This window comes from Thalassospira sp. SN3W (genome assembly GCF_038070535.1).
In the GTDB taxonomy this organism is placed as follows: domain Bacteria; phylum Pseudomonadota; class Alphaproteobacteria; order Rhodospirillales; family Thalassospiraceae; genus Thalassospira; species Thalassospira xiamenensis.
In genome coordinates, this window is sequence record NZ_CP121124.1 from 1185315 (window position 1) to 1205521 (window position 20207).

At 54.6% G+C, this 20207-nt stretch carries 21 protein-coding genes; 8 read left to right on the forward strand and 13 right to left on the reverse strand.

The genetic code is table 11. The annotated features are described in order from the left end of the window. Positions 1-128: 128 nt before the first annotated feature. From ychF to rfaD, 9 genes are all read right to left on the reverse strand, one after another. A complete protein-coding gene (ychF, locus tag P8T57_RS05245; protein ID WP_037987357.1) occupies positions 129-1232 on the reverse strand; it encodes a redox-regulated ATPase YchF in 1104 nt (367 codons plus the stop codon). 64 nt (positions 1233-1296) lie between these two features. Beyond that, the gene (gene pth, locus P8T57_RS05250) at positions 1297-2067 is read right to left on the reverse strand and encodes an aminoacyl-tRNA hydrolase (protein ID WP_037987356.1); all 771 of its coding nucleotides are present in this window, start codon (positions 2065-2067) and stop codon (positions 1297-1299) included. A 14-nt stretch (positions 2068-2081) separates the two neighbouring features. Continuing rightward, positions 2082-2702, reverse strand: coding sequence for a 50S ribosomal protein L25/general stress protein Ctc (locus P8T57_RS05255; protein WP_007090084.1), 621 nt, complete (start codon positions 2700-2702; stop codon positions 2082-2084). 122 nt (positions 2703-2824) lie between these two features. Further along, positions 2825-3757, reverse strand: a complete 933-nt coding sequence (locus P8T57_RS05260) for a ribose-phosphate pyrophosphokinase (protein ID WP_007090085.1) — start codon at positions 3755-3757, stop codon at positions 2825-2827. Between the two features lie 317 nt (positions 3758-4074). Then, positions 4075-5088, reverse strand: coding sequence for a hypothetical protein (locus P8T57_RS05265; protein WP_007090086.1), 1014 nt, complete (start codon positions 5086-5088; stop codon positions 4075-4077). A gap of 112 nt (positions 5089-5200) precedes the next feature. Beyond that, positions 5201-6022, reverse strand: a complete 822-nt coding sequence (pgeF, locus tag P8T57_RS05270; RefSeq protein ID WP_341364812.1) for a peptidoglycan editing factor PgeF — start codon at positions 6020-6022, stop codon at positions 5201-5203. A gap of 11 nt (positions 6023-6033) precedes the next feature. Further along, positions 6034-7161 (reverse strand): class I SAM-dependent methyltransferase, encoded by a 1128-nt coding sequence (locus P8T57_RS05275; RefSeq protein ID WP_341364813.1) that lies wholly within the window; start codon positions 7159-7161, stop codon positions 6034-6036. Further along, positions 7158-8009, reverse strand: a complete 852-nt coding sequence (gene lgt / locus P8T57_RS05280) for a prolipoprotein diacylglyceryl transferase (RefSeq protein ID WP_199486253.1) — start codon at positions 8007-8009, stop codon at positions 7158-7160. Before lgt ends, P8T57_RS05275 begins: the two co-directional genes overlap by 4 nt. Positions 8010-8100: 91 nt before the next feature. After that, positions 8101-9084, reverse strand: a complete 984-nt coding sequence (gene rfaD, locus P8T57_RS05285) for an ADP-glyceromanno-heptose 6-epimerase (RefSeq protein WP_341364814.1) — start codon at positions 9082-9084, stop codon at positions 8101-8103. 256 nt (positions 9085-9340) lie between these two features. Between rfaD and P8T57_RS05290 the strand changes: the two genes are divergently transcribed. The 6 genes from P8T57_RS05290 to P8T57_RS05315 all read left to right on the forward strand — a co-directional run bounded on the left by P8T57_RS05290 (position 9341) and on the right by P8T57_RS05315 (position 13403). After that, positions 9341-9646, forward strand: a complete 306-nt coding sequence (locus P8T57_RS05290; RefSeq protein WP_007090091.1) for an accessory factor UbiK family protein — start codon at positions 9341-9343, stop codon at positions 9644-9646. Positions 9647-9836: 190 nt separating this feature from the next. Continuing rightward, positions 9837-10343: a YbjN domain-containing protein gene (locus P8T57_RS05295; RefSeq protein WP_007090092.1), complete on the forward strand. Its 507-nt coding sequence runs from the start codon at positions 9837-9839 to the stop codon at positions 10341-10343. A gap of 352 nt (positions 10344-10695) precedes the next feature. After that, positions 10696-11511, forward strand: coding sequence for a pyrroline-5-carboxylate reductase (gene proC, locus P8T57_RS05300; protein WP_341364815.1), 816 nt, complete (start codon positions 10696-10698; stop codon positions 11509-11511). A 24-nt stretch (positions 11512-11535) separates the two neighbouring features. Then, the gene (locus P8T57_RS05305; RefSeq protein ID WP_341364816.1) at positions 11536-12240 is read left to right on the forward strand and encodes a helix-turn-helix domain-containing protein; all 705 of its coding nucleotides are present in this window, start codon (positions 11536-11538) and stop codon (positions 12238-12240) included. Positions 12241-12439: 199 nt separating this feature from the next. Next, on the forward strand, positions 12440-12892 hold the full coding sequence (gene phaP, locus P8T57_RS05310; protein WP_007090095.1) for a TIGR01841 family phasin: 453 nt from the start codon (positions 12440-12442) through the stop codon (positions 12890-12892). Positions 12893-13058: 166 nt separating this feature from the next. Then, a complete protein-coding gene (locus P8T57_RS05315) occupies positions 13059-13403 on the forward strand; it encodes a tRNA-binding protein (RefSeq protein ID WP_037987344.1) in 345 nt (114 codons plus the stop codon). A gap of 91 nt (positions 13404-13494) precedes the next feature. On the opposite strand, the gene P8T57_RS05320 is transcribed toward P8T57_RS05315, so the two are convergent. Both P8T57_RS05320 and P8T57_RS05325 read right to left on the reverse strand, forming a co-directional pair. Next, a complete protein-coding gene (locus tag P8T57_RS05320; protein WP_037987492.1) occupies positions 13495-14985 on the reverse strand; it encodes a PAS domain-containing methyl-accepting chemotaxis protein in 1491 nt (496 codons plus the stop codon). 238 nt (positions 14986-15223) lie between these two features. After that, the gene (locus tag P8T57_RS05325; protein ID WP_007090098.1) at positions 15224-16000 is read right to left on the reverse strand and encodes a ferredoxin--NADP reductase; all 777 of its coding nucleotides are present in this window, start codon (positions 15998-16000) and stop codon (positions 15224-15226) included. A gap of 310 nt (positions 16001-16310) precedes the next feature. Between P8T57_RS05325 and P8T57_RS05330 the strand changes: the two genes are divergently transcribed. Next, complete coding sequence (locus P8T57_RS05330) at positions 16311-16994, forward strand: GntR family transcriptional regulator (protein WP_341364817.1); 684 nt, start codon at positions 16311-16313, stop codon at positions 16992-16994. 206 nt (positions 16995-17200) lie between these two features. Continuing rightward, on the forward strand, positions 17201-17896 hold the full coding sequence (locus tag P8T57_RS05335) for a nitroreductase family protein (protein ID WP_007090100.1): 696 nt from the start codon (positions 17201-17203) through the stop codon (positions 17894-17896). A gap of 76 nt (positions 17897-17972) precedes the next feature. On the opposite strand, the gene P8T57_RS05340 is transcribed toward P8T57_RS05335, so the two are convergent. Both P8T57_RS05340 and P8T57_RS05345 read right to left on the reverse strand, forming a co-directional pair. Continuing rightward, on the reverse strand, positions 17973-19271 hold the full coding sequence (locus tag P8T57_RS05340; protein ID WP_341364818.1) for an ATP-binding protein: 1299 nt from the start codon (positions 19269-19271) through the stop codon (positions 17973-17975). Between the two features lie 88 nt (positions 19272-19359). Continuing rightward, positions 19360-20088 (reverse strand): response regulator, encoded by a 729-nt coding sequence (locus tag P8T57_RS05345; protein WP_065701715.1) that lies wholly within the window; start codon positions 20086-20088, stop codon positions 19360-19362. Between the last annotated feature and the right edge of the window lie 119 nt (positions 20089-20207).

Below are 20207 nucleotides of genomic sequence, written 5' to 3' on the forward strand. Positions count from 1 at the left end.
TGGCGGTTTAGAACCGTTTTGACAAGCCCCGAGACCATAAAAGGCAAACCGACATGACAAAAGGCCACCGCATTTCTGCGATGGCCTTCGGGGCTTTTCCCAATCGTCATATAATGCCGAAAAGCGGCTTATACGTTGAATTTAAAGTGGAAGATGTCTCCGTCCTTGACGATGTAGGTCTTGCCTTCCTGACGCAGTTTGCCGTTATCGCGTGCACCGGCTTCACCGCCAAAGGTGATGAAATCGTCATAGGCGATGGTTTCGGCCTTGATGAAACCGCGTTCAAAATCGGTATGGATCACACCGGCGGCATTCGGTGCGGTTGCGCCGGAATATACCGTCCATGCACGCGCTTCTTTCGGGCCAACCGTGAAGAAGGTCAAAAGGTTAAGCAGCTTGTAGCCTTCGCGGATAACACGTGCCAGACCGGTTTCTTCAAGGCCAAGACCTTCAAGGAATTCTTTCTTGTCTTCGGCACTCTCGAGCAGGGCAACCTCGGACTCAATCGCGGCTGAAATCACAACCGAACGCGCACCCTGTGAGGCAGCCATTTCGGCAACCTTGGCCGAAAGCGCATTGCCATCAGCCGCACTGTCTTCATCCACGTTGCACGCATAAAGGACCGGCTTACTGGTCAGAAGCTGCAACATGCGAAACGCCTTGGCTTCGTCTTCGTTGTTGATTTCAACAACACGTGCCGGTTTGCCTTCGCGCAGGGCTTCAAGCGTACGTTCAATCAGCTCCAGCGTCAGTTTGGCATCTTTATCGCCACCCTTGGCACGCTTCTGAAGGCCGGTAACGCGCTTTTCAAGGCTGTCCATATCGGCCAGCATCAATTCGGTTTCGATGGTTTCCGCATCACGCACCGGATCAACCGATCCTTCGACATGGGTGATGTCCCCATCTTCGAAACAACGCAAAACATGCACGATGGCATCGGTTTCGCGGATATTGGCCAGGAACTGGTTACCAAGCCCCTCGCCCTTGGATGCACCGCGCACAAGACCTGCGATATCAACGAATTCAAGCTGGGTCGGGATGATGGTCGCCGACTTGCCGATGGCGGCAATCTTGTCAAGGCGTTCATCAGGAACGCTGACCCGACCGGTGTTCGGTTCGATGGTACAGAACGGGAAGTTCGCGGCTTCGGCCGCGGCCGTCTGTGTCAGGGCGTTAAACAGGGTCGATTTACCAACGTTGGGCAGACCGACAATACCGCATTTGAATCCCATCTTTTCCGGGCTCCGTCACTTCGAATGTGTCTGAAACAGGATGGGGCAGGCCCCGATCCCGATGCTATTTCTTTTTGTTAAAGGCGCGGGCCAGTGCCTGCGCCATGGCGGTTGCGGCGTTGCTGACCGGGGTGTCGGGCTTGCCTTCAACCTCCGGCGCATCAGACGCACCTTTATCTTCTATCTTGCCGTCGCCTTTCACAGCGTTGGCCGATTTCTCACCCGCCGCAGCCGGTTTTGGCTTTTTCTCGGCCTTGGGTTTTGGCGGCGAGACAATGTGCGAAACCTTGCTCATGAAACCGCCATCGTCTCCCTTGACGAGACGAGGGAATTCAAGTGCGACGCCATCCAGCAGCGCCATAAGCCAACCGTTCTGTTCGGCCTTGGAAAAATCGCCCAGAACATGCCCGTGAACACGTTCCTTTTCCCCAGGATGGCCAATACCAAGCCGCACACGACGATATTCCTTGCCGCAATGGGCGTCGATGGACCGCAATCCGTTATGCCCGCCATGGCCGCCGCCGCGTTTGACGCGCAGCTTGCCCGGTGGAAGATCCAGCTCGTCATGCAGGACAATAACGTCTTCGATCGGAATTTTGTAAAAACGCAGGACTTCGCCAACGCTTTGGCCCGAGAGGTTCATGAAAGTTTCCGGCTTTAATACCAGAATCTTTTGGCCGTTCACTTCGCCTTCGGCAATTTGCCCCTGAAATTTCTTGCGCCAGGGGCCAAAAGAATGACGGCGGACGAGTTCGTCCGCCGCCATAAAGCCGATATTGTGGCGATTGGCGGCATATCCCGAACCCGGGTTCCCCAATCCAATCACCAATAACATCGTAGACCTCGATCTTATTCTTCGGTCGCTTCTTCGTCGTCAGCGCTTTCGGCATTTTCTTCCGATTTAAGCGCAGACGGAGCAGCAACAGTCGCAACCGTGAAGTCACGGTCGGTAATGGTGAGTTCGACACCTTTCGGCAATTTGATCGCCGAAATGTGAATCGAGTCGCCAACTTCGACACCAGTCAGATCGAAGACGAGTTCTTCCGGAATGGCATTCGGTGCACATTCAACTTCGACATCGTGACGAACGATGTTCAGAACGCCGCCTTTTTTCAGACCCGGGGATTTCTCTTCGTTAACGAAGCGAACCGGGACTTCAACGGTCATGGTCTGACCTTTTGCAAAACGCAGGAAGTCGACATGGATCGGAGCATCCGTCACTTTGTCGAACTGTACGTCGCGTGGCAGGACTTCGTAGGTTTCTTTGCCAATCTTGACATCAAGAATGTGCGAGAAGAAACCCTGCTTGTGCAGAAGCTTGTTGAGCGGACGCGGGTCAATCTGGAACAGAACAGGTTCCTGTTTTGCTCCGTAAATGACACCAGGGACCATACCGGCACGACGCACGGCACGGGCGGCCCCCTTTCCGGCCCGTTCACGGATTTCCGCAGTGATAACAGTGTTTGCCATCGGAAAATCTCCTTGAACTAAAAACATATTGCGACCGTGGGCTGGTGCAAATCACCGGTGAAAACCCACGAAAGCAAACGCGCTGGCCTCCAGGGGTGCCAGCGCATCAGCGCCTTATACCCTCAATCGAAAAGAACGGAAACAGATTTTTCTTCCGAAATTCGACGAATGGCTTCGGCCATCAAAGGTGCAATCGGAAGCTGACGAATTTTCGAACAGCCACGCACCGCTTCGGATGCCTTGATCGAGTCCGTGGTCACGACTTCGGTCATCGGCGAATTGGCAATGCGCTCAACAGCCGGGCCCGACAGAACACCATGCGAAACATAGGCTGCAACCGATGCCGCACCACGCTCTTTAAGAGCCGTCGCCGCATTGCAAAGGGTACCTGCCGAATCAACGATGTCGTCAACCAGAATGCAGGCCGCATCCTTGACGTCACCGATAACATGCATGACTTCGGACACACCGGCCTGCGGGCGGCGTTTGTCGATGATGGCCAGTTCGGCATCCAGACGTTTTGCAACGGAACGCGCGCGTGCCACACCACCGACGTCCGGGCTGACGATGACCAGTTTCTGGCCTTCGAACTTGTTGCGGATGTCGCTGGTCAGAACCGGGGACGCAAACAGGTTATCAAGCGGAATATCGAAGAAGCCCTGAATCTGACCGGCATGAAGGTCCATGGTCAGAACGCGGTCTGCACCGGCAACCGTGATCAGGTTGGCGACCAGCTTGGCCGAAATCGGGGTACGGGGACCTGATTTACGATCCTGACGCGCATATCCGAAATACGGAAGCACAGCGGTAATGCGGCGGGCCGAACCACGGCGAAGCGCATCAAGAACCACCAGAAGTTCCATAAGATGGTCGTTTGCAGGGAAAGAAGTGCTCTGAATGACAAAAACGTCCTCACCGCGGACGTTTTCCTGTATTTCACACCAGATTTCCTGATCGGAGAATCGCTTGAGATCTGCACGGGTAAGCGGCAGGCTCAAGTGATCAGCAATTGCCTCAGACAGCGGGCGGTTGCTGTTACAAGCGAGGATCTTCATGGCGGGGCCTCGGTTAATGGGTGCCGGGAAAGTGAATAAATCTAATGTCCTGTGCGGTACAGGCCGGATGCAAACTTGCCGGTAACAGATCCCGTCACGTCTTTCCTGTCGTTCACTTGACCGTATAATTCGGCGCTTTCGCCTTCCGGTCCAACGACATATCCACGACACTCAAAGACCAATAATGAGCAAGTCCACATATCAGTGAACCGCGGCGGTGTTATAACCAGCCGTTAACAGTCTGTAAATGGTCGCGGTGCCGAATATCGACAAGGCAGTCATGCAGATTGGCGCAATATCGGACGATCAGCACACTATCAACGTGACGATACCGTCTTTTTATCGGCCTTAAGCATCATGCCCTTTTTGCGCGCCACCTGATTAAGCGCCCCTTCAAGGGCATCGACAGCGGCCTGGGCGGCAATCGATGCCACCGACCCCCAACGTTCATCAAGCCGTCCGTGCGGCACGACATTGTTTTGCGCCATCTGGCCCAATTCGGTGCCATCCGGGTCCATGATCACCCAGTCGATCTGAACCTGATCAAGCGGCGTCGTGGTTTTGCGTTCCACCGGTTTAACGGAAATTGTCGCCGATAAAATGATCGATCTATCATCTATTTCATCGTCAACCTCGATCCCCTTAGCACGCAGCAACGCCCCCGCGGAACGTACCAGAGCTTCATTCCCATCGCCCGGTGCCCCTGCAAAATCAACAAGTGCGATCTTGACCACCGGTGCCTCGGCAAGTTGGGAACGATCCCCCGAAATCAGAAACGCAATCCGCTTGGCCGGCTCGTCCACCAGCTGATCATATGCCTGCTGTGCCGGATCGACCTTTTCGCCCTTAAGGTCGCGAACCTTGTCGGCAAGCTCCTTGGGCACGGCAAGGTTGGTTTCTTCGGGGCCGTTCGGGGTTTGGGCAAACCAGTAACCTGATTGCAATTCCCCCGCCCCGCGGGCGGTATCAATCGCCAGGCCATCCGGGTTCATCAAAACCCAGGTCACATCAATATAGGCCGCATCACCGCTCGCCAGACGGGACTCGACATTGGGCCGCAATATAAAGTCACCGCCGATCTGGCTGTCGCTATAAGCCGGGATATCAAGATTGCGAAGCGCGCGTGCCATCGCGCGCGACAAATGCACCGATGCCCCTTTGGGCAGATCTTCACCGATCTCGACCCGGACCGTGTTGGTATCGCGCAGTTCCAGCAATGTCGGATCACCTTCGCGACCGGCCCCTTCAAACGGGCGCGGTAAATCACCGCATGCCGCAAGCGGCAAAACACAGGACGCAAAAAGAACCAGAAACCGTAATCGAGAAATCATCTATTCAAATTCACCGCGTCACATCAAAACGCAGCCAACCATGGCTGCAATGATCATAAAGAAGAACAGCATGATCAAATGGGGCATAGCATGTTTCCTCGCAATCCCGGGATCAGGAACCGGTCAGCATGATCGCTGACAACTGCCGTCCGTAATCAGGTTCGCCGCGAAGGGTCGTCCGGCGATAGCTGTAAAACAATTCTTCTTCGGCCAGGGTGTCGCGCGCCACCAGCTCGACCGCGGCAATACCGGTCGCCATGGTCCGGCGGCGGACATATTCCGGCAGATCGAACATGAAGTGACCATCCCGGACGGATCGATCAAAAAGGTCCTCGTCCCCGGATGGGCCCGACAGGATCGTATCACGGAACCCGGCATCGACTTCGTAGGACGGGCGCGCAATGCACGGCCCGACAGAGGCCGATATATTGTCACGCGACGCGCCAAGCTTTTCCATGGCACTTACGGTTGCCTCTGATATCCCGGCAAATGATCCGCGCCATCCTGAATGACACGCACCAATCACGCCCGCCTTTGCATCATGGAACAATACCGGCGTGCAATCCGCCGTCAGAATGCCCAGCATCACATCGGGGCGGTCGGTTACCATCGCATCAGCCTTCGGAGCTTCTTCGCGCTCCAGCGGGCGTTTCAGCACCGCAACATCAATCCCGTGCACCTGATAAACCGTGGTCAGACGGTCGGCCTTCGCGCCAAACGCCTTTGCCGCACGTGCGCGATTTTCCGTAACACGGTCCCGGCTGTCATCCGACCCAAACCCGACATTCAGTCCGCTATGGATGCCATCACTCACCCCGCCCTTGCGGGTCAGAAAGCCATGACGCAGACCATCTTGATGTTGCAGGCTTTCGGCCTCGAACCACATCAGGCCATTGGCATTGCGTTCAATTCCGCGGGTTATCTGGCTGGTCATCGAAAGCTCCGTCATCCTTCGGCACCGCTGACACAGGGTGGCGGCGCCGTTTCGCGACCATATCCGATCAGCACTTTAAAAAGGGTTCCCATCTGATCGGCATCGATCAGGCGTGCCAAGGCCGCATCAATCGATTTTGCGTGTACATCATCGGCACCTTCTTTCAAAAGTTCGGCACGCTGTTCAATACCCAGCATCCGAAGGAACGTGCCCTGCGTCAGGACCGCACCGATCCGCGCATCCGCTTCCAGCATTGCCCGCCCGATGGCGGCAAAATCAACATGCGCGGTCAGGTCTGCATCACCGGGCTGCTCCAGAACCGGATGATATTTATGGTCCTTAAGCGCCTGCAAGGTATCACCAAACGCGCTGTGCGGATGGCCGTAATCGATAAACAACGCCGCCCCACCAACCGCGTTCAGGCGGCGCGCGACCTGATCTGCAATCGCAATCGCCGCCGGGCAGCTTTCAAAAATATCGCCGGGCTTTGCCGTGCCACGCAATGTGGCTGGCACCAGCGCATCCGTCACCGGCGTTTGCGCCCCACGGACAAAACCAAGTTCCCCGGTATTGGCATCCACCCCAACCAGCCGTTCGGACCAGCCGTGGCTTGCGCGTTCAAACTGACGGATCGGCAGGGCATCGAAAAACTCGTTGCCGATCACGATCATCGGCGCATTGCCACTGACCGGAATATCGTCAAATGCCTCATGCCATGTTGCCGGAATGCCATAGGGCATGATCGCGGTTTGCTGATGGGTTCTAAGGACCGGACTGGTTTCAACAAACCGGACGGTTAACGCATCGGAAAGCCCCGGCACATTGCGCACCGCACGCAGGGCATCGGCCATCAGCGTCCCGCGCCCTGGTCCCAGCTCCACCAGATTGATCTTGCGCGGGCTTCCCATCTGCTGCCATGTCACCGCCGCCCAAAGCCCGATCAGTTCGCCAAACATCTGGCTGATTTCAGGCGCGGTGATGAAATCACCCTTCCGCCCGAACGGGTCCTGTTTGCGGTAATAGCCATGCTCGGGATGGGCGAGCGCGTCACTCATGAAATCGGCAATCGTGATCGGCCCGCCAAGGGCGATGCGCCGTTTCAGATGCTCAAGCAGCGGGTTTTCGGAAGTCTCGGTCACGCCTTCTGTCCATCTTTTGGCTGGTCTTCTTTTGGAAGCTTGCGCGTTTCAATCGGATCGGATTTCATCGCAAAGACAATGCAGCCAATACCGGCCAGAACCATCGGGATCGACAGCAACTGCCCCATGGTCGCCCCGAATGTCAGGAAGCCAAGCTGCGCATCGGGTTCGCGGAAAAATTCGACGATGATGCGCGAAATACCATAACCGGCAACGAATGTTCCGCCAAGAATACCCGGCCGATGGCGGACATAGGCACTGCGCGACAGGGCAAACAGCACGATAAACAGGATCAGACCTTCAAGGGCTGCTTCGTAAAGCTGGCTTGGGTGGCGCGGTTCCGGCCCGCCATTTGGAAACACCATGCCAATCGGGGAATCGGTCACACGGCCAAACAGCTCGCCATTGATGAAATTGGCGATCCGCCCGAAAAACAGCCCGATCGGCGTTGCCACCGCCGCCGCATCCAGTACCGCCAGAATCGAAATGCCGCGTTTGCGCGCAAACAGGATGATCGCCACGATCACGCCCATGAACCCGCCATGGAACGCCATGCCACCCTGCCATACTTTCAGGATATTGGCCGGATTCGCCATGTAATATTCCAGATTGTAAAACAGGATATATCCCGTACGCCCGCCAAGTATAACGCCAAGCGTCGCCCAGAACAGCAAATCATCAATGTCGCGTTTGCTCATGATGTTGGGCGTCTTGGCACAGTAATAAACCACATACCGCCAGCCAAGCAGCAACCCGGCAATATAGGCAAGGGCATACCAGCGGATTGCAATCGGACCGATAGAGATCGCGATCGGATCAATCGCCGGAAAGGCAAGGCTTAGCATCAGGGGAAACTCCGTGACGTATGTTTGTTAATTTACCGACTGGTCGCAAACGATCAGGGCAGGAACATGGCAAGACGCCCTGCCCGGCATCGGATCAACGGAACGGGTCCTCGGTCGCGAGGTAATCCTGAATATATTGCCGCACCCCTTCTTCAAGCGGGGTCATGTTCGCACCGTATCCGCATGCACGCAGCTTGGCCATATTGGCCTCGGTGAAATACTGGTATTTGTCACGAATGCTTTCAGGTGTTGGCACATACTGAATATCGGGTTCCTTGCCAATCGCACTGAATACCGAAAGCGCCAGATCCTTGAAACTGCGTGCCTTGCCGGTGCCGACGTTAAACAGGTCGCTAACCTGCGGGTTGTCGTAAAGCCACATGATGATATCGACCACATCCCCGACCCAGACAAAATCGCGAAGCTGCCCTCCATCCTCGTAATCGGGATGATGCGATTTGAACAGGGTTGCGGTTTCACCCGCCGAAAGCTTGTCAAACATCTGCGACACGACCGATCGCATGCCGCCCTTGTGATATTCGTTCGGGCCATAGACGTTAAAGAATTTAAGCCCGGCCCACTGTTTCGGACGGAAACCGTTCTGATCAAGGATGGTTCTGAACCGGCGGTCGGTTGCATGTTTTGACCAGCCATAAGCATTCAGCGGTGCCAGTTTTGCCAGATCATTCTGATCAAAACTGTCGTTAAAGCCCTGCTTGCCATCGCCATAGGTCGCCGCCGACGATGCATAGATCAACCGCGATGAATGGCGCGCGCACCATTCCCAAAGCCAGGTGGTCAGTCTGAAATTGTTCCGCACGATCTTGTCGGCATCGCGTTCGGTGGTGGCCGAAATCGCACCCATGTGAAAAATCGCCTTGATATCGTTATGCGCGTCCAGAAACGCCGGCAGATCATCGGGATGAACGATATCGCGCAGGTTACGTTTTGCGATGTTTTTCCATTTGATCCCGTCGCGCAGACGGTCAACGACCACAATGTCGGTTTCACCGCGTTCTTCAAGGGCGGCCAAGATATTGGACCCGATAAATCCGGCACCACCGGTTACGATCAGCATTGCATTCTCCTCGCGGCACATTGGCCTTGTGCGCCAGCCCTTGCTGCGACCCTGTCGGGCCTTTGGGGCAATCAATTATGAAAACTGACAACTTTATAGGCCCCGCCCTGATCCGGGGCAAGGAAAGCCGTTTGTTTTTCCTTTACAGGTGCCTGATTGACGATCAACTTGCCTTGCGCTGTGCAAAGCCCATATTATGCGCATGTTTTGCGGATATGCCGTAACACACAGATACCGCCAAAAGCCGGAGGCAAAGATGCAGATCAATAACCGTATTCTTGACGACCTGACCCGTGTCACCAATTCCGCCCTCGGAACCATGACCGGTGTCAAAGGCGAGATCGATGCACTTGTCCGCCAGCAGTTTGAAAAAATCCTGGCGGGGATGGACATGGTCACACGTGAAGAATTCGATGTCATTCACGATGTCGCCATCCGCGCGGCTGAACGCATCGACGGCCTCGAAGCCAGGATTGCAGAACTCGAAGATCGTCTGGCAAAAGCTGAAAAACCGGCCACCAAACGCACCAGCAGCAAACCGGCAGCAAAAAAAGACGCATAACCGGGAAATCATCCCCACATACAGGCAAGGAACGCCGTTCATCGCAGGGCCGCGGGAAGGTCGGCCAGGGACAGCGGATTGCCGATCATTTGAAATTCATTTCCGTCACGCGTCGCGGGGCGGTTGAAACGCGGCGGGCACCGGCATATAGTGCGCGCCCTTTCGCATATGCAGAGACTGGCAAATTTATATGAACGACCACCTGGAAGATATCGGCGACCTCGGTGACGAAAATCCGTTGCTGCTTGTTGAAGATATCGCCCGCACCAATGACTGGCACGTGGAACGTCGCAGCGACGATGAAGTCGTTGTTGAAATCCCGGCGCACTGGTGCACGTATCTGGTCTATTTCACCTGGCGCGAAGATGCCGAAGCGCTTCACATTGCCTGCTGCTATGACCTGTTCGTTCCCGAGCCGCTGCGCCCGCGCATCTATGAATTGCTGGCAAAATGCAATGAACAGCTTTGGCTCGGCCATTTCGGATTGTGGCTGGATGAAAACATGCCGCTGTTCCGCCATACGCTTCTGTTTGGCGGCGATGTCCCGCCGATGGTCGAACAGTTCGAAGAACTGATTGATATCGCCATCTCCGAATGCGAACGCTTTTTCCCGGCTTTCAACTTTGTGCTGGGTCAGGGCAAAACCCCGGACGAGGCACTGACCCATTCGATGCTGGAACCTGTCGGCCAGGCATAGGCGGCGCGTTACCGCCAGACGCATTTTCAAAGGGGTCGGACCGTGTGCCGACCCTTTCTGTTTGCGGGCGCTGAAAAATTTTCGCCACCGCCCGCGAATGGTCATCGCGATATAAATCCCGGTCGACAGGCTTGAACAATACCCCGGACGATACAAAATCCCGCGCGGATTGGTGTTGTCAGAAAAACACCCCGCAGCGTGATATCTGAGGGCAAACTGTTGTGAATTTCCTCACGCCCCTTGCCCCTGTGACCGACTTGACCCACCTTCAGAACATCGCTACGGCATTGCATTGCGATTGCTGATCCACACATATTCGGCAGTCAGGGATGGAAAAATCGGAGCAGATTTCATGAATACGCGTCTATTGCTGGTCGGCTGTGGCAAAATGGGCAGTGCCATGCTGGAAGGCTGGCTGGCCAAAGGGCTTAAATCGGATAATGTCTATATTGTCGAACAGGCCGAAGCCGCCGAGAAACTCTCAACCCGCTATGGCGTGCACGGCATTACCGATATCACCGAAGTCCCGCAGGATTTCATTCCGCAAGTCGTGCTGTTTGCCGTCAAGCCACAGGTCCTGCCCGATGTGATCGAAGATTACAAACCGCTGGTCCGGGCTGAAACGGTTTTCCTGTCGGTTGCCGCAGGAAAAACCATCGGCTTTTTTGCAGGACACCTTGGCGAAACCGCACGCATTGTGCGCGCCATGCCCAATACCCCGGCTGCCGTATCGCGTGGCATGACCGTGATGTGCCCGACCGATAATGTCAGTCAGGCGCAGCGCGATATGTGCGAAACGCTTTTGGCCACTGTCGGCATGGTATCGTGGGTAAGTGATGAAAGCCTGATGGATGCTGTCACCGCCCTTTCGGGCAGTGGACCGGCCTATATCTTCCATCTGGTCGAAGCCATGGCACAGGCAGGCGAATCCGCAGGACTGCCAGCCGATCAGGCAATGATGCTCGCCCGTCAGACGGTTGTCGGCGCCGGTTTCCTGCTCGATGCCAGCGAAGAAACCGCGGCGACCCTGCGCGAAAATGTTACCAGCCCCGGTGGCACGACGGCTGCAGCACTTTCGGTGCTGATGGATACCCAGAACGGCCTGCCCGACCTCATGACCCGCGCGGTTGAAGCCGCCCGGAAACGTTCCGTCGAACTGGCGGGCTAAGACAAACCGATCAAGGAGACGATCATGCCGGCAAAGAAAGATCCGCAAACCACACTGATCGATGCAGCCATGGAACTGGCCGCATCAGGGCGCTGGCATGACGTCACCATGATCGATATTGCGCAGGCCGCCAATGTCGACATTGGCGTGGCTTTTGATCACTTCAGAAGCAAGGCCGATATCCTGCGCCAATTCGTGCATCGGATTGACCGGATTGTTCTTGCCGATCTTGATCCCGCCGATTTCGATGAACCGGGGCATGATCGCCTGATCGCCGTAATGATGGCGCGGTTCGATGCACTGATGCCCTATCGCCCCGCCCTTCGGTCGATCATCGCCAGTGGCGGCGACCTTGGCCCGGCGGATACGCTGCGCGCGATCAAAACCCATTTCGGGTCGATGCGCTGGATGCTTGATGCCAGCGGCTTCACCACCGGCGGCCTCCATGGCAGCCTGCGTGTGGCCGGGATGGGCACGATTTATGCCCGGTGCTTCAGACAATGGCTTGAGGATGAAACCGCCGACTTCGGTCCGACAATGGCCGCCCTTGACCGCGCACTATCGCGCGGCAGCGAATGGGATAAACGGATCGGTACCGGTATTTCCCGCCTAAGCCGGGCTTGCGGAAAAATTCAGAAAAAATGTGACCAGTTTGCCCAAAAATGTCGCCGAACCGATGACACAGAACAGACGTCGCCGACGACTGAAAATAACAGCACGGCATCCTAAGTATCTGATCTGAAACAGGGCAATCACAACATAACCCAAGGTTATTTCATTAAACAAAAACCAAACCATGAAGTTTTTGTGCACTGCAAAATAAACCTTGACGAAAACGGTTCATTCCTTCATATTGCAGTTGAATTTGTGCGGCGCACAATAGCGCCTCATTCCACATCTGTTGCAAATTGCTGATGGAGCGCACACCATGACTGCCGCTAAAAAGGCTACCAACCCGTTCTTCGATCTCGACTTCACCAAATACACTGCGGATTTCAAAATGCCGGGTGTCGACGTGAACGAGATGATGGCGTTTCAGCGTAAAAACGTTGAAGCCCTGACCAAAGCCAACAAGGTTGCCTTCGATGGTTTCCAGGCTGTTGCTCAGCGTCAGAGCGAAATTTTCAAAACGCTGCTGGATAAAGTTCAGACCCAGGGCAAAGATTTCGCTGCTACTCCTGCTGACAACCCGATGGCCGCTGCTGCAAAGCAGACCGAAGCTGCGAAAGCCGCTTACGAAGAAGCCCTCGCCAATGCCAAGGAACTGTCCGGTCTGGTAAGCAAGTCGCAGGAAGAAGCTCTTGCTCTTCTGCAGAGCCGCTTTACCGAATCCCTGGACGAATTCAAGTCCGCGATCGAAAAGACCGCCACTGCGAAATAATCTAGCTGATAACTTCCCGTTATCAACTTCCCGGCAGAGCCTTCTGGCTCTGCCGTTTTTATTTGTGCTTTTGCCCAAACTCCTGATCTGGTCAAACGCATCGATTAACCCTTAACGGCAAACCGTGCCCCCGCTAATCTGGCTCAAATTCAACGGAGAAAGATTTATGAGCGAGATCAGTTTTGAAGATTTCCTGAAGGTGGATATCCGCGTTGGCACGGTTGTCGATGCACAGGAATTCCCCGAAGCCCGCCGCCCGGCTTTAAAGCTCTGGGTGGATTTCGGCCCTGAAATCGGCACCCGCAAAACATCAGCCCAGATCACCAAATATTACACGCCCGAAAGCCTGATCGGCCGCCAGGTCGCCGGTGTGGTCAATTTCCCCAAAAAACAGGTTGGTCCTTTCATGTCCGAATTCCTCTGCCTCGGCTTCCCCGATGGCGAGGACGACAAGGGCATCGTCCTGATCGCACCGGAACGCAACATCCCCAATGGCGGACGCCTGTTCTAGGATGCTTTCCTAACCGTCAATCCGGCACAAACAAAAAGGACGTGGCCATCATCTGGCCACGCCCTTTTCAGCACTCCGTATTCGTATTTTCTTAGCGCGCCAGTACCATCGCGGCTTCGCGGGTACGGCCGACTGTTCCGGCAACACTGATCGCAGATGATTTGATCTCTTCGATTGTGGCGGCGAAACTTTCGACCGACGTTGCCATATTTTGCATATTCCCCGAAACCTCCTGGGTCACGGCACTCTGTTCTTCCACTGCCGAAGAAATTGTCGTGACGTTGTTCAGAACGGTTTCAACGTCACTGCGGATAGACCCAAGCACCGCGACAACTTCACTTGCAATGGTTTGAATTCCGCCAATCTCGCCAGAAATCTGTTCGGTGGCGCGTGCCGCCTGATTGGCAAGGTTCTTGACCTCGGTTGCCACAACCGCAAACCCTTTTCCGGCTTCACCGGCACGGGCCGATTCGATGGTCGCATTGAGCGCAAGCAGATTGATCTGGCTGGCGATATTCTGGATCACCTCGACGATATTACCCATCGCCGCGACAACTTCGTTCATTTTATCGGTTGATTGACCAGCCAGAACCGTTTTCTCGAAAACCTGATCGGTGGATGCTCTGGCTTCGGACATGCTGCGTGAAATTTCCGCGATTGATGCCGCCAATTCTTCGGAACCCGCAGCAACTGCCTGAACATTTGCCGATGTTTGATTGGAAACCGTCGCTGCAAAGATCGACTTCTCATCCAATTGGTGAAGGCTCTGATCAATGGCTGAAAAGTTGTTATCAATCATCGCCTTCAGATCAATCAGAAGATTGACCTGTTCGGTCACATCTGTTGCAAACTTGACCACCTTGTATGGAACCCCGTTGGCGTCAAAAATCGGGTTATAGGACGCCTCGATCCAGATAATCTGACCGCCTTTGGCCAAACGTTTGAATTGCTGGGACACAAAGTTACCCGCCCGCAAGCTTTTCCAGAAATCGTCATATTCCCGACTACTCGCGTATTCCGGCTCGACGAACATCTTGTGATGCTTGCCAGCGATTTCGGACATTTCATATCCCATTACCGACAGAAAGTTTTCGTTCGCATCCTGGATATTCCCGTGCAAATCGAACTCAATGACCGCCTGACTGCGGGCAATCGCATTGACCTTGCCTTCCAGTTCAGCAAGCTTTTCTTGTCGTTCGGTAATGTCGGACGCGAATTTGACAATCTTAAGCACCTTGCCATGCCGGTCAAGAACCGGGTTGTAGGATGCTTCGATCCACACCTTTCGGCCACTTTTGGTAATACGTGGGAAAGCTTCGCGTTTGAACTCACCAGCCGCCAGATCCTTCCAGAACTGACCGTATGCAGGTGCCGAACGTATCTCTTCTGGCACGAACATGCGATGGTGCTTTCCGACAACTTCGGACGCGCTATAGCCCATGAAATCAAGAAAGTTTTCGTTGGCGCGAATGATAGTGCCATCAATTTCAAACTCGATCACAGCCATTGATTTATCAAGCGCAACAATAGTTTCGGAAGCCAGACCGCTCTTTTTAGACGAAAGGAAGCTTAACATAGACATCATACACCTCTTGAAAATCAGGGTGCCAGAGCGTCAGTGTTGTTTCCGCGATCTGGCTTGGAACTGCCAGAAAGATAATACAGGTGTATAGCCTCCCATATCCCCATATAGGGAGTGTTAAAATATAAAGGTGACCTTGATTTTACCGCAATTTAATCAGTCACTTATGGATCACGCACAAAAAAAGTGCCCCCGAAAGGGCACCTTTGAACGGTCAGTTTCTTCCGTTAAAAAGGTATTACTTCTCGACGAATGCCTTCTCGATCACGAAATGACCCGGCTCGTTCATATTGCCTTCCTTGCCGCCCCAATCGATCAGCATCTGGCGGGTTTCAGCAATCATTTCAGGGTTGCCGCACAGCATGAAGCGATCATCTTCAAGGGTCGGCTTGGGCAGGCCAAGATCATCGTAAAGTTTGCCAGACGTCATCAGGTCGGTGATGCGGCCCTGATGTTTGAATTCCTCGCGGGTGACGGTCGGATAGTACAGAAGCTTTTTGGTCACTTCCTCTCCAAAGAATTCATTGTTGGGCAGTTCGCTATGGATGAATTCCTGATAGGCCAGTTCGCGAACCTCGCGGCAACCATGAACAAGAATGACCTTGTCGTAGCGCTCGTAGGTTTCATAGTCGCGAATAACGCTCATGAACGGGGCCAGACCGGTGCCGGTCGACAGCAGCCAGAGGTTTTTGCCCGGCAGGAGGTTGTCATGGATCAGGGTGCCGGTCGGCTTGCGCCCGACCAGGATCTTGTCACCGACCTTGATATGCTGCAAACGTGATGTCAGCGGACCGTTTGGCACTTTGATCGAAAAGAATTCAAGCTCTTCGTCATAATTGGCACTCACCATCGAATAAGCGCGCAAAAGCGGCTTGCCTTCGACTTCGAGTCCAATCATGGCAAACTGACCGTTGATGAACCGGAACCCCGGATCACGGGTGGTTTTGAATGTGAAGAGGGTGTCAGTCCAGTGATGGACGTAAGTGACTGTTTCTTCGTTTAAATTGCTGGCCATAACGCTGCATCAATCCGTTTCGTCTAAAGCTTTCTACTGGACCGTGGCGGGAACGACGGACACACTTTCCCAGCACCATATCCATGCCAAGTTGACGCGATTTAACATCAATCAAACGTATATCGCAAGAAAACATTCATCATTTGTGTATTTTTATGCAAGACAACATAGAAATATACAAATTAAGTGTAGAATATTGTCTGACAATAGTGCACGATAATCGCATCAGGTCTATATCGCAAACGCGAACTGCCCCATAGATAGGCTACGATGCGCCGCACGGCAATGATCCATCGCAATCCGGTGAAAAATGACAGAAACCGCCGCATTACCAAACGATAGTCTGACCGTTCAGCAGGTTTCAGATGCCATCACCAATGCAGTGCGCGACGGGCGCTTGGTACCGGGGCAACGTCTGACGGAAATCGATTTTGCCAAACGCCTTGGCGTCAGCCGTCCATCCGTTCGCGAAGCCTTTCGTCAATTGACCGCAGACGGGCTACTGCACAGCCAACCCTATCGCGGGGTCAGCGTGCGCCACATGACACGACGCGAAGTCGATGATCTGTTTATCGTGCGGGGTGCGCTTGAAGGCCTTGCCGTGCGGCTGGCAACCCCGACACTTCAAAACGATGCGTCGAAATTGCTTGCCATCCAGGCCGAGCTGGACACTGCCGAAACCCGCAACGACCTTGCCGCCATGTCGCGCCACAACCTTGCCTTCCATATGCTGTTTGCCGATGTCACCGGCAACGCGCTTTTATGTGAACAGTTGCGACGGATTTCCAACAGTGTTTATTGGCTGCAATTCCGCGTTCTGGTCGCTGATGACAAGGTCCTGCAAACCAATACCCGGCATCGCGACATTGTTGATGCAGTTCGCAGCGGGGATGCCGCCAAAGCCGAGGCCATCATGATTGATCATGTCGATCATTCGCGCCAATTGGTGCAATCGCTGCCTGACAATCATTTCGCCGAAAGCCCGGCAGACTGACGGCTATTCCCCCTGCCAACCCGATCCCTTGCCGGATGTGCGACCGCATAGAACCCCACCTCACGGCACATCTCCGAACCAGATTACCAGTCTATCGTGGGTCCTTCATCAACTCCCTCATCGGCGCTGGACATGAAACTTGCATCCCCGAATTCCCTCGATTACAATTGTCTGACAATTTAAACAAACAAATATTAGAGAGCACCATGACAACCCGCCCCACCCCGACCACCGAATTTTTGCCAATCCCGTTGCCCGATTATCAGGAACGACCGCTTGACGAGATGCGCCTTGGTGCGCAGGCATTTTATGATGAAATCCGTACACGCCACACGGTACGTGAATTTTCGGATCGGCCGGTGCCACGCGACATCATCGAAACATGCATTCGCGCGGCGGGTACGGCCCCCAATGGCGCCAACCATCAGCCATGGCATTTTTCGGTTATCGGCGATCCGGCGATGAAAAAGAAAATCCGCACCGCCGCCGAGGAAGAAGAACGCGCATTTTATGCCGGCCGCGCTGGCGAAGAATGGATCGAAGCTCTTCGCCCCTTGGGCACGGATGACAGCAAACCGTTTCTGGAAATCGCACCATGGCTGATTTGCATTTTCGGCGAACGTAAAAGTGCGTCGGCTGACGGGAAGTTGCGCAAAAACTATTACGTGCCGGAATCCGTTTCCATCGCAACCGGCTTTCTGATTGCCGCCCTGCATCGTGCGGGGCTTGCGACACTGACACATACGCCAAACCCGATGAGCTTCCTGACCGAAATCTGCCAACGCCCGGACCACAACAAGCCCTATATCCTTCTGGTCACCGGATATCCGGCAGCGGATGCAACGATCCCGAAACACGCGACCGAGAAAAAAGACCTTTCAGAAATCGCGACTTTCTTCTGAAACACCTCAACCCCAAAACAAGAAGCCCCGCGGCACGGCGGGGCTTGGAACTTTCTGCTTACCATTCCAAAGACGCTTAATGCCCGATCGGCAGGACAAGACGGACGCGAAGCCCACCGCCCGGCGCATCTTCAAGGTAGACATCACCGCCATGGCCACGCGCTGAATCGCGCGCAATTGTCATGCCAAGACCGACCCCCCCCGTCGCCTGATTACGCGATTCCTCAAGACGATAGAACGGCTTGAAAACGTCTTCGCGCTTGTCAACCGGAATACCCGGACCATCATCGTCAAAGACAATTTCATAATCCTGCCCGCGACGTCCGGCGCGAACCGACAGGTTATTGGCATAGCGCCCGGCATTGGACATGATATTGGCAAGACAACGCCGCACGGATTGCGGACGCAGTTCCATTTCCAGACTATCGGCGATATGCAGATCAATCTGCTGACCATCGCGCAGTGCTTCCCCAACCTGATCGGTAATCAGCTTGCCAATATCGGTTGGCACGGCCTTTTCGCCTTCTTCGCCGCGCGCAAACGCAAGATAGGCATCGACCATACGTTCCATGTCGACAACATCCTGCTTAAGCGCGTCAACACCGGGCAACGAACCCTGCATCGCCAGTTCCAGCTTCATGCGCGTCAGCGGCGTGCGAAGATCATGCGACACCCCGGCCAGCAAAGCGGTCCGTTGCGACAAGTGCCGTGCAATACGATCACGCATCGAAATGAAGGAAGATGCCGCCAATCGCACCTCGGCCGCACCTTCGGGTTTGAAGGTGTCAACTTCCACACCGCGACCAAACTGATCGGCGGCCTTGGCAAGACGACGGATCGGGCGGACCTGATTGCGCATGAACATCACGGCAACGCCATACAGGATCAGAGCGGAACCCGCGATCCACATAAAGAAGATATAAGTCGTCGAAGAATAAAGACGCTTTCGCGGGGCAATGATGGAAATGACTCCGTCCTTCAATTGTACCCGAATTTCAAGCTGGCGATTATCGATATCAAGATCAAAGAAGAATGGGCGCTCCAGACGCTCATCCAACGCGGTGAACAGCTCCTGCGACACCAGCCCGAAAGGCGGTTGGGTAATCTGCTGCTCAAGGATTTCATCGGGCTCAAACAGGATATCAAGCTGCAAACGCATGCGTGCGGAATGCTGCAGCCACTCAAAATGCTCCGCATCCGGATATTCGCCAAGATAATCAATGACGAAAACAACATCACCGGCAAGACCACGGCTTAGCTGGCGCGCGACCGTATCCCAATGCCGTTCGAAAAAGATCAGCACGGTGACGATCTGCAACAGCAGCATCGGCGTCATCAGGATCAGAAGCGACCGGCCCAAAAGACCTTTCGGCATAAGTGACTTGATCCATCCTGCGTTTTCGCTGCCCAAAGCCCTTAATCCCTATCCGTCACTGGCCAGTCGGCGGTTCGGCCAATCTGTGTTAATCAACATACAGGACATAGCCCCGTCCGCGTACCGTCTGCAAGTATCTTGGTTGTTTCGGGTCTTCCTCGAACTTGCGCCGAAGGCGCGTCACCTGCACATCAATGCTGCGCGATGCGCCGGGATCAACGGCATTTCCGCCCATCATCTGGTGAAGGTCTTCACGCGTTGTTGTTTCACCGCGCCTGCGGACAAGAGCGGCCAGAAGCGCCTGCTCGGCACTTGTCAGATAGATATGCTCCGATCCGCGCTGCAACGTCATCCGACTGAGGTCAAAGGTGAAGTTGCCAAACTGCGCCATGGTGGATTTGTCATCGCGCGCGTTCTCATCTGACGGCGCTGGTACTTGGGCATAGCGACGCAAAATGGCTTCGATCCGAAGGACAAGCTCACGGGGCTCGAACGGTTTGGCAAGGTAATCATCCGCCCCCGCCTCAAGCCCGGAAATGCGGTCTTCGGTTTCCGAAAGTGCTGTCAGCAGAAGGATCGGCACCTTCGTCCCCTCGCCGCGTAAGCTACGCGCAAGGTCAACCCCCTTCTCTCCGGGCATCAGAACATCCAGCACCAGAAGATCAAACTGCATGCCGGCAAGGCTGGATCGCGCTTCAGCAGCATTTCGCGCGGCCGAAACCACAAAGCCGTTTTCGCCCAGATAACGGGTCAGCAAATCCCGCAGACGGTCATCGTCATCGACCACAAGAATGTGCGGCTGATCGTGACGGCTCATACACGGCTCTCCTGAAACCTGAACATCTGAAACGCTTTATCCTATGCGAGTTAGGCAAAAAAAAGTTTCAAAATTGTATCTGTCCAAAAGACACCGGATCAGGTCAGCATCCTGATCCG